13 protein-coding genes are annotated in these 15289 nt (G+C 60.6%); 6 read left to right on the plus strand and 7 right to left on the minus strand.

All coding sequences use genetic code 11. From position 1 onward, the window contains the following. Positions 1-364: 364 nt before the first annotated feature. A complete protein-coding gene (locus tag HMPREF2842_RS09355; RefSeq protein WP_070614891.1) occupies positions 365-913 on the plus strand; it encodes a DUF6609 family protein in 549 nt (182 codons plus the stop codon). Positions 914-991: 78 nt separating this feature from the next. Here the strand turns inward: HMPREF2842_RS09355 and HMPREF2842_RS04670 are convergent, their stop codons facing one another. Beyond that, on the minus strand, positions 992-2389 hold the full coding sequence (locus HMPREF2842_RS04670) for a chloride channel protein (RefSeq protein WP_070643016.1): 1398 nt from the start codon (positions 2387-2389) through the stop codon (positions 992-994). A gap of 342 nt (positions 2390-2731) precedes the next feature. Between HMPREF2842_RS04670 and proC the strand changes: the two genes are divergently transcribed. After that, positions 2732-3577 carry a pyrroline-5-carboxylate reductase gene (proC, locus tag HMPREF2842_RS04675; protein WP_070643018.1) on the plus strand — a complete coding sequence of 282 codons (846 nt, stop codon included), beginning with the start codon at positions 2732-2734 and terminating at the stop codon, positions 3575-3577. A gap of 142 nt (positions 3578-3719) precedes the next feature. Here the strand turns inward: proC and HMPREF2842_RS04680 are convergent, their stop codons facing one another. Then, entirely contained in the window at positions 3720-4382 is a 663-nt protein-coding gene (locus HMPREF2842_RS04680; RefSeq protein ID WP_005504725.1) for a potassium channel family protein, read from the minus strand. Then, entirely contained in the window at positions 4375-5994 is a 1620-nt protein-coding gene (locus HMPREF2842_RS04685) for a TrkH family potassium uptake protein (RefSeq protein WP_070643020.1), read from the minus strand. The genes HMPREF2842_RS04680 and HMPREF2842_RS04685 overlap by 8 nt, the downstream gene beginning before the upstream one ends. Positions 5995-6428: 434 nt before the next feature. Between HMPREF2842_RS04685 and HMPREF2842_RS04690 the strand changes: the two genes are divergently transcribed. From HMPREF2842_RS04690 to HMPREF2842_RS04700, 4 genes are all read left to right on the plus strand, one after another. Beyond that, positions 6429-7706 (plus strand): ArsR/SmtB family transcription factor, encoded by a 1278-nt coding sequence (locus tag HMPREF2842_RS04690; RefSeq protein ID WP_070643022.1) that lies wholly within the window; start codon positions 6429-6431, stop codon positions 7704-7706. A 90-nt stretch (positions 7707-7796) separates the two neighbouring features. Continuing rightward, complete coding sequence (locus HMPREF2842_RS04695; protein ID WP_070643024.1) at positions 7797-9902, plus strand: FadR/GntR family transcriptional regulator; 2106 nt, start codon at positions 7797-7799, stop codon at positions 9900-9902. 263 nt (positions 9903-10165) lie between these two features. After that, positions 10166-10264 carry a 30S ribosomal protein bS22 gene (locus tag HMPREF2842_RS09075; RefSeq protein ID WP_005504750.1) on the plus strand — a complete coding sequence of 33 codons (99 nt, stop codon included), beginning with the start codon at positions 10166-10168 and terminating at the stop codon, positions 10262-10264. A gap of 144 nt (positions 10265-10408) precedes the next feature. After that, positions 10409-11098: a histidine phosphatase family protein gene (locus tag HMPREF2842_RS04700; RefSeq protein ID WP_070643026.1), complete on the plus strand. Its 690-nt coding sequence runs from the start codon at positions 10409-10411 to the stop codon at positions 11096-11098. Positions 11099-11250: 152 nt separating this feature from the next. Here HMPREF2842_RS04700 and HMPREF2842_RS04705 read toward each other — a convergent pair whose 3' ends face one another. The 4 genes from HMPREF2842_RS04705 to HMPREF2842_RS04720 all read right to left on the minus strand — a co-directional run bounded on the left by HMPREF2842_RS04705 (position 11251) and on the right by HMPREF2842_RS04720 (position 15256). Beyond that, positions 11251-11661: a PLD nuclease N-terminal domain-containing protein gene (locus HMPREF2842_RS04705; protein ID WP_070643029.1), complete on the minus strand. Its 411-nt coding sequence runs from the start codon at positions 11659-11661 to the stop codon at positions 11251-11253. 102 nt (positions 11662-11763) lie between these two features. Then, a complete protein-coding gene (locus HMPREF2842_RS04710) occupies positions 11764-12678 on the minus strand; it encodes a 1,4-dihydroxy-2-naphthoate polyprenyltransferase (protein WP_005508295.1) in 915 nt (304 codons plus the stop codon). A 109-nt stretch (positions 12679-12787) separates the two neighbouring features. Continuing rightward, positions 12788-14143, minus strand: coding sequence for an AMP-binding protein (locus tag HMPREF2842_RS04715; protein WP_070643031.1), 1356 nt, complete (start codon positions 14141-14143; stop codon positions 12788-12790). Between the two features lie 159 nt (positions 14144-14302). Next, positions 14303-15256, minus strand: coding sequence for a 1,4-dihydroxy-2-naphthoyl-CoA synthase (locus tag HMPREF2842_RS04720; RefSeq protein WP_049356266.1), 954 nt, complete (start codon positions 15254-15256; stop codon positions 14303-14305). Positions 15257-15289: the final 33 nt, after the last annotated feature.

A 15289-nucleotide genomic window follows, 5' to 3' on the forward strand; every position in this document is an offset into this window, starting at 1 on the left:
AATCCGGAACTCATGACCGAATCTCCGGCTGCGCCAGGTAAGTGAGAGCTGGTTATTGGGTTATGCCTTGCCTTTTCGTCGATAGGTTAGTGTCTTCACTGCGGGTTAAAGACCCACGGCGAAGGCACTAACCTATCGAAAACCTCGGTCTAAAAAGCAGGCGGCCCCGGATGCATGCACGCATCCGGGGCTGTCTCTTTTGCTTTTTTGACGAATTCTCTATTGCTATTTTGATATAATCATAGGAGATGTAATTAATAGTCAGAAGGACTGGGTAATATTGATATATTGCAGAATTTTTTCATATTAAAATTTAGTGACGTAACAAGAGAAGTGACTCTACGAGAGGCTATTGGAGGTATCGATGAGTTTTCTAAACTATAACAAAGATGAAAAGCTAGAATTTAACTATAAGAGGGCATGCGGCCTGTGGTTAATTGTGGTGGCGGCAGTTATAGCAATAGCCGCCATGACTGGAGGAAAGCAAATAATAAACATGCAAGTATTCAGTATTGGCTATGTTATTAGCTTTTTCTCGATCAACATGAACAAAAAGGTGCTAAATAGCCTGTCTGATGGTCCTTCAAGTGAATTTCAAAAGAAAGTATCTTCACGTGCCGTTATTCTATTATTTGTCTTGATGATTTTGCTGGGCGGCCCATTCTTTGCAACTGAAAATTGGAGACTGATTTGGCTGGGAGCGCTGATGGCAACCGCGCTGCATTTCTTCCCATACTATTTTGTGCATGGAAAGTCAATGATATATCTGGGTCTTATCTGTGCCATTAACGTGTTTGCAGGATATATTTTTACCAGCATCCCGTTAGAGGTAATTGCATATATCGATGCGGCGATTAAGCTCCTCTTCGGAATCTATCTGCTATTCCTTTCAAAGCCGTCAAAACAAAAGTAAGGCAAATCTTCGGCACGGCAAAACAGGGCGGCCCCGGACGCACACACGCATCCGGGGCCGCCCGCCACCTGTCAGGACCTACTTCTTAGCGCCGAACGCCCGTGTCCACGCCCAGCGGGTCAGCACCGCCGTGCTCACCGCAACCGCCATCGGCAGCCACGCACTCGCACCCTGACCCGTAAAACCAATCAACAACGTCAACGCAGACAACGGCGCATTCATCGAAATACCCAAAAACGCCGCCGTACCCGTCAACGCCGCCGCATACAACACCATCGACGCGCCACCCGGCACCCCGCCCAAACCCGGGAACGCCCACAGCACCAGCGCCGCCACACAAAACGCAACCGCCGCACCCAACGCCAAACCCGGCGTCAACGTACCGCCATAAGAACCGAAACGCAGACTCAACACCACCACGGCAGCCTTCGCAACAGCCAACGCCAACACATACACTGCCGCCGATGCGGTCAAACCGCCCGCCGCCGCATCCAACGACACATTAAACGTGTGCTGAGTCAGCAGACGACCATTACCCAGAATCTCCGGAAGCCACAGCGAAACCACCGCGACCAGCGCAAACGCCACAGGAATACGCCACAGAAGAGAACGATCCTTCGCCTTCAACTTCTCCGCACGCTGCGACAACGCCCTAAAACCCAACGCCAATGGAGTCAACACCACACCCGTCAGCGCCGCCACTGTCAGCGTCGTCGCATCCAACGGAAGCTGCGGCACCGGGTACGTCGGCTCATTGACAATCACCAGATTTGCCGTGACCGTCGCCGTCCACACCGTCACCGCACCCACATATAGCGACCGCAGGCTCAAACCAACAGCCATCGCCTCCACAAGGTACACCACGCCACCAATCGGCACCTGATACACCGCCGCCAAACCAGACGCCGCACCCGCCGCCACCAGCAGACTACGCTCACGAACACCCAACAGCGCGGCACCGTCAGCGCCCACAAAACCAAGACGCTCCAGCAGATTCGAGGTACGGCCAGCCGCCAAAGCACCCAGCTCACGAGGCGCGACCTCCTTACCCACAGGAGAGCCCGCACCCACCGCAACAATCTGAATCACCGAATGCGAAATCTGCCGCCACAGCGACGGGGTGCGGTCCTCCTCGGTAGCACCGGCAATCTGCGACTTCACGCCGACCACACGCCGCCCACCGGACTGCAGGTAGTACCACACCAGCGCCACAAACGGGCCCAGCGCCGCCAAAACCAGGGCACGACGCGCCGGATCGGCGCCGTCAGTCACCATCGGGTGATGCCCCTCAGACTGACCGAAAGTTAGCTCCTGCATAAAATCCAGCACATAGTGCAGAGCAATCGCACCCAAACCGCTGAACACGCCCGTGACCAGCGCGGCAAGGGTCAGCCCCAGTAGGAGGCGAAACGAAAAAGAACGGAAACCCGCAGGGTTCTGCGGGCTATTCGAGGAAGAACCAGTATGAGAAGACATAGAAAAATGAGGGTTGTCGTGTGTTGGTGTGCTTCAACGGGGCATTCCAAAGGGCACTGGGTGAAGTTGTTTTCATTCTACGCCCGCAGAATTACGCCCTCCCCGGCATGCCAGAACGTGAGAAGCGTAGCCCCGCCCATTGGGTCGCGGAGCATGAGGTGAAGCCGCCGCCCAGAAAACGCGGAAGAAACACGAGGCAGGTCACATGCCCGTAGCCGCACCCGCTATGCTGGAAGGGTACGCCTCCACGCGCCCGCCGCGCACCGAACAGTAGCCCCCGGAACACACCGGCGGCACGCCTGCCGGCACCCGGCGCAGGCACCCCATTAGGAAGGATCAACGATGACCGCAACTATCGCTTTTCTCGGCACCGGCTCCATGAACGGCTCCATCGCCGCAGGTCTGCTCGCTGCAGGCCACGACCCCGCCCACATCCGCGCTACCGTGCGTAGCAAAGAATCTCGCGCCGCCCTCGCCCAGCGCCTCGGCGACAAGGTCGAAATTATCACCACCGGCGGCGAAGCTGACGGCAACCACAAGGCAACCGCCCACGCAGACGTCGTGCTACTCGGCGTGAAGCCCTACGGCATCGTTGAGCTTGCCCGTGATATCGCACCCGCCCTCGCACCGAATGCTGTTGTGGTGTCCGTTGCTGCTGGCGTGACCCTCGAAACTCTCGCTGAGTGCCTTCCCGCAGGTCAGCCCATTGTTCGCTGCATGCCGAACACCCCCTCCTCCGTGGGCAAGGGCGTGCTCGCCATCTCTACCACCGATACCGTGAAGGACGAGCAGAAGAAGCTCGTCGAAGAGGTCCTGGGCACCGTCGGCTTGGTCGTTGAGGTCCGCGAAGATCAGATGGATGCGGTCACCGCCGTCTCCGGTTCCGGCCCGGCATACGCGTTCCTGCTTGCGGAGGCGATGGCAACCGCCGGTGAGAAGCTCGGCCTGGACGCAGACACCGCCCTCAAGCTTGCCAGTGCAACCGTTGCCGGTGCGGGCTTCCTGCTCGACACCAACCCGGATGCGCCCGCCCTGCGCCGCGCCGTGACCAGCCCGAACGGCACCACCGAGCGTGCACTGAACACCTTCGTGGACGGTGGCCTCTTCCAGCTGACCGAGGACGCGATGCGCGCCTGTGCGGCACGTTCGGCGGAAATGAGCCAGCTGTACACCGCTGACGAGGACTAATCAGCGGGGACTAATACCGTCCGGTAGTATCCCCTCTGACTAGGTGAAACTACAGAAAAACAGCCTCCTCCCGGCAGAACGGGAAGAGGCTGTTTTTCTATGTCTATTCGCGGGCTTCTCAAAGCAGCGAGGAAAAATGCGCTTAGGGCCGCGCCGCGAAACGCTCAATCAGGTCCACCTGACCGGACACAATCAGAATGTCACGTGAATGAATGCGGGTGGTGGCGTCCGCGTAGGTGAAGTCCTCACCGGGCGACTTAATACCGACCACGGACACGCCGTACTTGGAGCGAATATCCGACTCGGCGAGGGTAAAGCCGTGGGTTTCCTTCGGCGGGCGCATCTTCGCAATCGCGAAGTCGTCATCAAACTCAATGTAATCCAGCAGACGACCCGAGACCAGGTGCGCGGCGCGGCGACCAGCGTCAGCCTCCGGGTAGACCACGTGGTGCGCGCCAATACGCTCCAGAATCTTGCCGTGCGCGGGGGTAATAGCCTTCGCCCAAATACGCTCCACACCAATGTCCACGAGGTTCGCGGTAATCAGCACGGACGCCTCCACGGAGGTACCCACACCCACCACGGCGGAACCGAAATCGTCCGCACCCAACTGGTGCAGGGTGTCGATATCGGTCGCGTCGGCGGAGACCACGTGCGTCAGCACGCCGGACCACTTCTGCACCAGCTCGGGATCCTTCTCAATAGCAAGGACCTCCTTGTTCTGCAGGCGCAGCTGGGCCGCCACCGCGGAGCCGAAGCGTCCCAGACCAATCACGAGGACGGGGGCGTTATGTGCACTAGCCAATGGTGGGCCTTTCTTCGGGGAACTTGTAGAGGCGGCGGCGTGAACGCAGCGCCAGGCCGGTCGCGGCGGTTGTGGTGCCCACACGGCCAATGAGCATGAGCACACTGAGCACGTACACGCCTGCCGGAGGTAGGCTCGCGGAGAGGCCGTTTGAGAGGCCGCAGGTCGCGAAGGCAGAGATGACCTCGAAGATGACTTCTTTGAGATCTGCGCCGCTAATGATGAGAATCGATGCGGTGCCAACACCTACCACGGTAGCACCCATAACGATCACAGAGATGGCAATGCGCAGAGAGGATTCGGGGATGGTGCGATTGAACGCTACGACCTTCTGGTCACCTCGCGCCTCGGCAAGAATCGATAGGGCAATCACGGCGATGGTGGTGACCTTCACGCCGCCTGCGGTCGAGCCGGAGCCGCCACCAATGAACATGAGCGTATCCGTCAGCAGCGTGGAGACGGGGGTGATGGCGTCCATGTCAACCAGGTTGAACCCGCCCGAACGCATCATGACGGAGGCAAAGATGGCGTTGAGGATTTTATCGCCGGGAGAGTAGGAACCGATGGTTGCGGGGTTATTCCACTCGAAAGCACCCCAGAAGAAGGCACCGAAACCGAAGAAGAAGAGGGTGGTGACTATGGTCAGTTTTGCGGTGAGCTGCCAGTGCGATGGGCGGAAAGGGTTGCGCTGAATCGCAATGAACACGGGGAAGCCGAGCGAGCCGAGGAACACCGCGATGCAGATGGGTACGAGCAGGAAGAGATCGTGGCCGTAGGGTACGATGCCGTCCGAGTGCGGGGTGAATCCGGCGTTGTTGAATGCCGAAACCGAGTAGAAAATGCCGTGCCACAGAGCCTCGTGTGGTGCTTCGCCGAGCGCGAGGAAGCGCGGGGTGAGGAGCATTGCAATGAATGCTTCGATGGAGAAAGACGCGTACGCCACCGCTTTGACGATGCCGCCGACCTCGCCGAGTCGGCTAATATTCAGGTCTTCCTGGGCGATGAGTTTGGTGCGCAGACCCATTTTGCGGCCGATAGCCAGCGCCAGCAGGGAGGTGATGGTCAGCGTGCCCAGGCCACCCACCTGGCAGGCGAGAAGAATCATTGCCTGACCGAAGGTTGACCACTGATCTGCTGTGGAGACGGTGGTCAGACCGGTCACGGTGACCGCGCTGGTTGAGGTGAAGACCGCGTGGTGTAGCGCGACGCGCTGCCCGTCTGCCGAAGAAATCGGCAGGGACAGCATGATGGTGAAGAAGATGATGACTAGAAAGAAGGCACCGATTGCGGTGCGTGAGGGAGACGCCAGAACTGAGGAATCAATGAAGTCGCGGAAGCGTTCGAGAGTCTTCTGGTTGAACTCTAGTGGGGTTCGTTTGCGCTGAGTCTTGGGGTCTTCGTGGTCACGTAGGGTAGGCAGACGGTCAAGATCGATGCCGGGCACGCTGGTGAGGATGCTGAGCTTTTCAGCTTCGAGGCGGTCGCGGCGGCTTCGGCGAACCTGCTGCTTTTGCGGTTCGGAGGTGGCACCGCTGAGGGTGTCCCAGCGGCGGTTGAGCTGGCCCTGGGGGTGGTGGTGTCGGCGCCGGGTGCGGCGGAGTATGCGTCCCATGCGCCTCCTTCAGCGGTGTCTGGGTGTTCTTCAGCGGGTGTTTGGGTGTTGGTATGTTGGGCGGCGGTTTGAGCCTGTGTTTAACGCCTTCTAGTGTATCGCGCCGGGTGCCCGCTGAGGGGGTTGAGGCTCTGGTGGTTCGGGGGTAAATATGTGAGCTTGGAGAAGACGTGTGGCTGGTTTTGTGGGGTGGAGCCACGAAAACTATATATTCTGTATTGGTTATATAAGTATTGAGGGGTTTGCTGGGTCGCATATGCCTAGGATGAGATACAGGAAACCACCATGAGATGTGATAGGCACTTCATGCTTTTCTCCCCTTCAGTGCTCCATATTGAGCTAGCACTCAGTAGTCTTTCAGAATTTTTGAAGGTAATTTCTGTATCACCCTCATTCTAAGCTTGAGGCGCCACTTTATATGTCATAATCGCTATATGCATTCTGATGTTTTTTCTGTCATCGCGGATCCGACTCGCCGCCGAATTGTGCGTATTCTCGCTGAGCAAACCCACACGGTGGGCGCAGTGGTTGAAAAGCTGGGCATGAGCCAGCCGACCATTTCGAAGCACCTGAAAGTCCTTCGCGATGCAGATGTGGTCTCCGTGACCGTGGAGGGGCAGCGCCGCCTCTACTCCCTGAACCCGGATGTATTCGCCACCGTGACCGAGTGGATTAACGAGACCGTTCAGATTGCACGCCAGTCCAATGAGGCGCACGCACCCGTGGCACTGCCCGGTGGCGTGACTGTATCTGCCTCCGATAAGGCGACGGCTGAAAAGATAGCAACTGAGAATGCAGTCGAGAAGGCTGGGCAGAAGCCGGTCGAGAAGGCCTCTGAGAAGAGCGCCCAGAAGCCTGCAGTCGAAGAGCCCGCTCAGAAGCTTGCGCCCGCCGCAACCGCGGAGAAGGCTGATGAGACCGGCTCTGAGACTTTCGTCGTTGAGGCACCCACCTCCGAAGAAATCGAGCAGGCTCGCATTCAGCGCGCCCGCGCACAGTACCTGACCCCCAGCGCGCGCATCTACTCGCGCCCGGCGGAGCAGGCTGCTGAGAGTGCCGCTTCCGAAGCTGTCGCTGAGAAGGCAGGAGCTACTGAGCCTACCCCGCAGGAAGAGGCAGTGGATAGCACCCCGATGCGTCCCTTCACTCCCGCATCCTACGGTTACGACGCTGGGGTGACCCCCGCGGCGTCGGCATCCCCCGCTCAGGCCGCTACCCCTGCGGCACCTGCTGAGGTGAAGCCCGCTGAGACCACCAAGACCACTGAGGCTAAGCCTGTCGTAGCGCATAAGCCGGTGGTATTCCCTCAGCCTGCCGCTACTGTGTCTTACGGTATTGACCCGGCTGCGGTTGTGGGTGGTTCGATTCAGCCTATTGCTGTGACCCCCGAAGCTCCTGCTACCGAGGAGCCTGCGGTGGCTGAGAAGACTGTCAACGAACAGTCCGCAGAAAAGGCTGAGGAGAAACCCTCGGTTGAAGAAACCGTAGCTACTGAGAAGCCAGCAGTTGAAGAATCTGCACCTGAGAAGGTCGCGGCAGAAGAGTCTGACAAGGCTGAAAGCAAGTCTGAGCCCTCCTCTGAAGAGGCTGAGTATCAGACCATGCCCGCCTACGATTCGGTGTACCGCCCCAGCACTGAGACGACCAGCACCGAGGCGAAGGATAACCACCGCGGTGGTCTCTTCGGCTTCCTGCGTGGTCGCCGCCGCTAAAGCGCGCCCTGACGCCGTTCGACCTCCGGCATAACTCTGTATAAAGCACACACACTCTCACTCACCTTATTGACCGAAAGACGCATTCACGTGGCTATTCATCGTAAAATTCTGCGCTGGCTCGAGAACGAACTGTTCGAGGGCAACATTCAGCTGGGCCAGGACCTGCCCAGCGATAGCGAAATTGCGCGCGCTATTGGTGTGGGTCGTTCCCGTACCCGCGAGGCTCTACGCACCCTGGAAGATATGGATCTGGTGCAGCTGTACAACGGTCGCGGCAAGGAAATTCTGGTGCATCTGAGTGACGAGCCGGCTTCCGCGGCGAGTGCCGCTCTGCGCCTGCACATGTCCAGCTCGGGTTACCCGACTCGTGACCTGGTGCAGACCCGTATTCTGCTGGAAAGCTGGGCGATTGCGCGTATTGACCCGAAGACCGCCTCCTTCGCGGAGATGGATGAGGTCCTGGCGCAGATGGAAGATTTCGACCTGTCGATTCGTGATTTCCTGGAGCTTCTGCTGACTTTCCACCACCAGGTGATGCGTTGTGCAGGTAATGAGCTGCTGGTGGGTCTGCTCGCGTCGGTGCGTCAGCCGAGTTTTGAGTCGATGCTGTCGCTGGTGGGTCGTATGCCGCTGTGGAGTAGCGCTGTGGAGCGTCTGCGCGCTGAGAGTCGCGCTATTGCGGAGGCTTTGAAGGCTGGCGACGCTGCGACGGCTCGTTCCATGGTGATTGGTCAGCTGCGCGGCATGTATTCCGATGCCGGTATTGACCTGGAGCAGGAAGCGACCTCTGCGAACGGTCTGCCGGGTGAGCCGATTGCTTCTGAATTTGCGCCGGTTGATGTGGATGAGTTTGCCGCTGATGACTTTGATGATTTGATGCAGGATGACCCGTCCTTCGCCGATGTGGGGGCACTTCCTGCCGCGGATGCTCCTGTTGCGGCACCCGCTTCTGTGGAGCCTGCGGCTGAGCCTGTTCAGGCTTCTGCTCCGTCTTCTGCCGTGGAGTACACGGTGCCTGAGGGCGATATTGTCTACATTGAGGAGACTGCTGCTGAGGCTCCTGTGGAGCGGGTTGATGAGCCTGCTGAGGTTCTTTCTAGCTCTAACGCTTCTGGCTCTGACAAGGTAGAACGTTCCATTCCCGCTGTTGCTCAGCCCGCACCTGCTGCTGCTCCCGCGCAGCCTGCCGCTCATTCGGTGAGCGCGGATGTGCCGCTGAGCTTCGGCACCCCGCGCCGTAGCACCTCGGTATCGCAGGTTACCCCGGCTGCTTCTGCGGCACCGGTTGCTTCTGTAGCGGCTAGCTCCCAGACTCTCGCTTCCCAGCCCCTCAGCTCGCAGACTCTCAGCTCCCAGACCCCCAGCGGTCAGCTGCCGAGTGTCCCTGCCGCGTACGCGCAGGAAGAGGCTGCGGGTCCCGCGAAGGTTCTGCGCGCCTCCACGGCGGCTCCGCGTCGTCGTAGCGGCCAGATTGTTTCCCCGGTGCGTGCGACCATCATTAAGCCTGTGGATCGTAGCAAGGTGCTGACTGCGCCTGCCCGTGCCGCGCGTCCTGCGGCTGTTGTGACTGCCGCGGCGCCTGCGGAGTCTGAGTCGGCTGAGAAGGTTCTGCGTGCCCCTGCGCGCCAGGAGGCGCCCGCCGTTCAGCCTGCTGAGCCTACCCGCCTTGAGGCGGCAGCGACCATCCACGACACCTACGAGAAGCTTCCGCATGATGAGCCGGTGCAGGAGCGCGGCGGCATCTTCTCGAAGATGAAGCGTTTCTTCGGCGTGGATGTGTACGAGCCTGAGCATGACGAAGCGCAGGAGAGCGCTGAGAAGGATCAGGCAGTGAAGGAGCAGGTTCTGAAGGCTGAAACGAAGCCCGAGTCCCAGCCTGAGCCCCAGCCCGTCATTGATGAGGAGGCGCTGGCTCGTGCCGAGGCTGAGCGCGCTGAGCGTCTGAAGGCGTTGCATGCGGCGGCTGAAGAAGAGGCAGCTGAGGAAAGCGCCGTTGAAGAGGTTTCGGCGGAAGAGCCGGTTGAAGAACCCGCTGAGGCTTCTGAACCCGCGCAGGAATCGGCTGAGGAATCGGTAGAGGCCGACTCCCCGGCTGAGGAGAGCGCTCCTGATGCTGCTGTAGCTTCCTCCGGTTCGGTGCTGTCTCATGGCCGCGCTAAGGGCTCGAAGAAGTCGAAGAAGAAGCGTCGCTAGGGTTACCGAATCCCCATTTTGGGCCCGATATACCCCGGATATACCCGCGGGAAAAGCGGAAATTCAGGGAAAAACTCCTGAAAAGCCGCTCTCGAATGGTGAAAATGGGGGTAAACCTAGTACTCTAGGTAGGTAGCGCTCTAAAACGCAAGGGTATTTCTGTGCCTAAAATGCGTTTTGGATCGGTTATACCGGTATAAATATCCCCGGGTAGCTACCGAGTCGAATGGCTCGGCCGGGTACGAGTAAAGTGAGGAAATCCTATGGGTTCCGTTATCAAGAAGCGCCGCAAGCGTATGTCCAAGAAGAAGCACCGCAAGCTGCTTCGTAAGACCCGCCACCAGCGCCGCAACAAGAAGTAAATAGACTTCTTTCGCCCCGCCCTCCGTATGGAGAGGCGGGGTTTTTGCGTTCCTACAGTTTTTGCGGGCCGGGTTTTGTATTTGTAGAGGGTATGTGCGGGTCACCTGTTTGGGGTGCGGCGCGCTATCTGAGAGACTGGGATTATGACTGAAACTTCCACCATTAAAGTTCACCTCATGCGTCACGGCGAGGTGCACAACCCCGAGCGTATCGTGTACGGCCGTCTGCCCGGTTACCGTCTGTCCGATAAGGGCCAGCAGATGGTGCGTCTGAGCGCTGAGGAGTTCGCGGCTCGTGCTGAGCGAGGCTCCCGTTTCGTGCATCTGGTCTGCTCGCCGTTGCAGCGTACCCGTGAATCTGCCGCCCCGGTTGAGGAGCTGCTGGGCCTGACCGCGCAGCCGGATGAGCGCGTCATTGAGGCGGATAACTACTTTGAAGGTCTGCACGTGAACGCGCAGGAGCTGCTGAGGAACCCGCGTCACTGGACGAAGCTGTACAACCCGGCGCGCCCCTCCTGGGGTGAGTCGTACCTGGATCAGATCCGCCGTATGGCGGCGGCTGTTCAAGATGCGGCGCGTACCGCCTACGAGCGCGGCGGCGAGGGTGCGGAGGCGATTATTGTGTCGCACCAGCTGCCGATTTGGATTACTCGCCTGGGCGTTGAGGGCCGCATGCTGCAGCATGACCCGCGTGCCCGTGAGTGCAACCTGGCGTCGATTACGACTCTGGCGTTTAACACCACTGATTTTGAGCATGAGATGCCGCATTTTGTGGGGTATTCGGAGCCTGCTGCGCCGCTGTACGGTGGCGTGATTCAGCTGCCCGGTAGCTAACAAACCCGGTAGCTAAAACATCCGGTCGCTAAGTTCCTGAAGCTGTTTTTGAGCATAGAGAAGAGGCTGTGAGCCCATCCGTTGCGGATGCGCTCACAGCCTCTTTCTGTAAATCTTGAGGGGCGCACGAGCTGCAAACCTAGCTGTCCTGACTAGTTCTGCCCGTTACCCTGATTTGGCGTGCCGTCCTCGGGGTCCTGCTTGTTGTTCGATTCTGCTTCGCGGCTGCGGCGTTCGCGTTCTGCTTTTGCTTTGAGCCAGCGCAGGTACTCTTCATCGTCGTCGGGGGAAGATACCGAGGGCGCCGGGGTGCTGCGTCGCTGACCGAAGCTGGGGCGAGGAGCGCCTGCTGCGGGCTGTGCTGCGGGCTGTGCTTTGGGGCGGCCCAGGATAAGCCACATGAGCGGGCCCACCACGGGGAAGAGCAGGGTGACGAGAACCCACAGCCACTTGGGCAGGGTTCGCGCCTCGTGTGCGGGGGTGCGGACGGCGTCCAAGAGGGTGTAAAGGGTCAGCCCCACGATGAGGGCGGCGCCGCCAATAATCAGCATGGCTCGAATCATAAGCACTACTATGACATACCGCCGCGTTATTGCGGAACTGTGAACGGGGTGCCCGCCAACGGCTTAACGGCGCGGCAATCCGGCGCAGATTCGTACGTCGGCTTAGTAACCGGTGAACACCTGAACCTCGTGGCTAATAATATCCAGCGAGCCCAGCCACACGGCGAGGGCAAGAATCACGGAGTACACGAGCGCCACAATACCCGCCTGCTTGAGAACGGGAATCAGGTCGCGGCCGCCGCGCGTCCACACGGTCACGCAGGAGTGGATGGTCGGGCCGACCAGCAGGAAGATCAACAGGAACCAGGGGTTCTCATCGAGCAGGAGCACACCCAGGCCCAGTGCCAGCGCCATCTCCACGATGTAGGTGATGCGCGACCAGCGTTCGCCCAGGCGGACCGCCATGGTCAGCTTGCCCGCCTCAATGTCGGTGGGAATGTCACGTACGTTATTCGCCATGAGCAGTGCACAGGAAATCAAACCAATGCCGATAGCACCAACCCAGCCGAGCAGGGTCAGGGTGTGCGCCTGTGTGTAGAGGGTGCCCAGGGTCGCAACCAGACCAAAGTAGACGAAGACGAACACGTCGCCCAGGCCCATGTAGCCGTAGGGGTGCTTGCCGCCGGTGTAGCCCCACGCCGCGAAGACGCTGGAGGCGCCAATCGCCAGGAACCACCACTGGTTCGCCAGAGCCACCAGGGCAAGACCGGCGAGCATCGCTAGACCGAAGCAGGCGAAGGCGGCGTACTTGACGGAGCGGGGGCTTGCCACGCCGGAACCGACGAGGCGTAGCGGACCCACGCGGTCTTCGTCGGTGCCCTTGATGCCGTCGGAGTAGTCGTTGGCGTAGTTCACGCCGACCTGCAGGAAGAACGCGACGAGGAACGCCAAGAACGCGTAGAGCGGCTTGAATTCGTTGACCTCGTAGGCGGCAGCTGAGCCGGCAATAATGGGGGCGACGGCGAGCGGCAGGGTGCGCAGGCGAGCGCCTTCAATCCATTGGGCGGCAGTTGCCACGGGGGTTCCTTCCGGGTCTAAGTGCGTATGATGCGTGGGTTTTGTGCGTGACGGTCAGGGTGTGCGGGCGGCTGCGTGTGCGGGGTGAAAACCCGCGGATGAGCCTGCTTTAGCCCTGACGGTAGTCTCTGTCCAGGATACTGTATATTTCTGCACGGTCCGGCTTGCCGGTGCTGGTGAGCGGGAAATCGGGCAGGATGCTCAGCTGCTTGGGGGCGGCGGGGGCGCCGAGCTTTTCGGCGCAGCGGGCACGCAGCAGGGCGCAGAGTTCTTCGTTCAGGGCGGGGCGATTCTCGGTAGGTGCAGCCGCTGCACCGGCAGAAGGTACGAGCGTGACCGCGGCGGCTATGGCTGTGCCCCAGCGGGCATCGGGCAGGCCGACTACGCAGGCTTCGCGTACGACGGGGTGCTCTTCGAGGACGGTCGCCACGGCGCGGGCGGAGATTTTTACGCCTCCGCTGATGAGTACGTCGTCGCTACGGCCGAGCACCTGCAGGCGCTGCTCACTACAGTTCTTGTTGCTGTTGGGAGCTGCTGCAGGGCTCAGCAGCCCGTAGTCGTCGGTGCGGTACCAGCGGGTGCCGTCGGCGGCGGTGAAGAAGTGCTCGGCGGTGCGGGCGGCGTCGCCAATGTAGCCGCTGGCGAGGTGCGCGCCGCTAATCCAAATACGACCCACCTGCGCGGGCTTCCCACCGGTATCCGGTACGGCGGGCATACCTTCTTCGGGTACGAGCTCAACCCGCACGCCGGGCAGTACGGAGCCGGAGTAGACGCATCCGCCGGCGGTTTCGGCGCTACCGTAGGTGGTCACAGTGTTCAGCCCCAGGGCGGTGGCGGCGGCGAGCAGATCGGCGCTGGCGGGGGCGCCTCCAAGCAGGATGCCGGTGAAGGAGCCGAGCGCCTCGTGAATTTCAGCGCCCAGGTGCGGGTTGGCGTCCGCGCTTTCGAGCAGCTTATGGAGCTGGGTGGGCACCAGAGAGATAAACCGGCGTGCCGAGCTCATGCGCTCAACCGCCTGCAGGAACACCTCGGGGCTAAAGTGCACGGGCTCAATGACGGAGCGGGCAATGACCGGGGCGGTACCGGCGAGTACGGAGCGGGCGAGCACCTGCGCGCCGGCAATATAGTGCGCCGGAAGGGCCAGGAGCCACTGCGATGCTGCATCGGAGTTTGAGCCGAAGAAGCGCTCGGTGGCTGACGCACTGGCGGCAAGAGCTCGGGCGGTCAGTGCGGTGCGTTTGGGGGTTCCGGTGGATCCGGAGGTGCCCACCACCAGGGCAATAGGCTCCGCAGCCGCGCCCGCACCAGCATCCGCCGCGTACCCGCCCAGTAGCTGCTCAAAGGCGCCCAGCATGGTGTGCGGGTCGGCGGGCTGGTCGGCGCGCACCTGTACCGCCTGCGGGTGCAGGGCTGCCTCCTGCGGAGCGGGGGAGGGGACGAGCCCGGGTACGGGGGTATTCATCATGGCTAAATCCTTAGCGGCTGCGTGCTGTCATGCGCCGGTGTCATATGCCGGTGCGGCATCAAATGCGCCGGAGCCGGATTCTTAGCTGAGGTTCTCAGGGTTGAATCCGGCTCCGAGCCTATGCATCTGAATCTACTTCTGCAGAAAAGGGGCTGTCTCTTAGAAGTAGTAGGGGTAGTTGGACCAGTCCGGGTCACGCTTCTGCAAGAATGCGTCACGACCCTCCACAGCCTCGTCGGTCATGTACGCCATGCGGGTTGCCTCACCGGCGAAGACCTGCTGGCCGAGCATGCCGTCATCAGGCAGGTTGAAGGCGTACTTGAGCATGCGGATTGCCTGCGGGGACTGGCGGGCAATGTGCGCCGCGTATTCCAGTCCCTTGTTCTCGAGCTCTGCGTGGGGGACTACGTCGTTGACCGCGCCCATTTCGTACATGCGCTGTGCGTCGTATTCCTTGGCGAGGAAGAAGATTTCGCGGGCGAACTTCTGACCCACCTGGCGTGCGAGCAACGCCGAACCGTAGCCTGCGTCGAAGGAGCCGACGGTTGCGTCGGTCTGCTTGAACTTGCCGTACTCTTCGGAAGCGATGGTCAGGTCGGCTACCACGTGCAGGGAGTGGCCGCCGCCTGCAGCCCAGCCGGAGACGAGTGCGATAACAACCTTGGGCATGGTGCGGATGAGGCGCTGCACTTCCAGGATGTGCAGTCGGCCTGCGCGTGCCGGGTCGATGCTTTCTGCGGTGTCGCCGCTGGCGTAGTGGTAGCCGTCGCGGCCGCGGATGCGCTGGTCGCCGCCGGAGCAGAATGCCCAGCCGCCGTCCTTGGCGGAGGGGCCGTTGCCGGTGAGCAGTACGGTACCTACGTTGGAGGTCATGCGGGCGTGGTCGAGGGCGCGGTAGAGTTCGTCCACGGTGTGCGGGCGGAATGCATTGCGGACCTCGGGGCGGTCGAATGCGATGCGCACGGTGGGCAGATCGCGTAGGATTTCACCGTTTTCGTCGCGCTGAACCTGGCGGTGGTAGGTGATGTCGGTGAAGTCTTCGAAGCCTTCGACGACGCGCCAGTCGGCGGGGTTGAAGATGTCCGAGACCTTTTCGGGAAGTTGTGCAGTCATAGACCCTATTCTACGTTGCCCGGGCGCTGTCTG

The organism is Rothia sp. HMSC069C10 (assembly GCF_001812205.1).
GTDB classification, from domain to species: domain Bacteria; phylum Actinomycetota; class Actinomycetes; order Actinomycetales; family Micrococcaceae; genus Rothia; species Rothia mucilaginosa.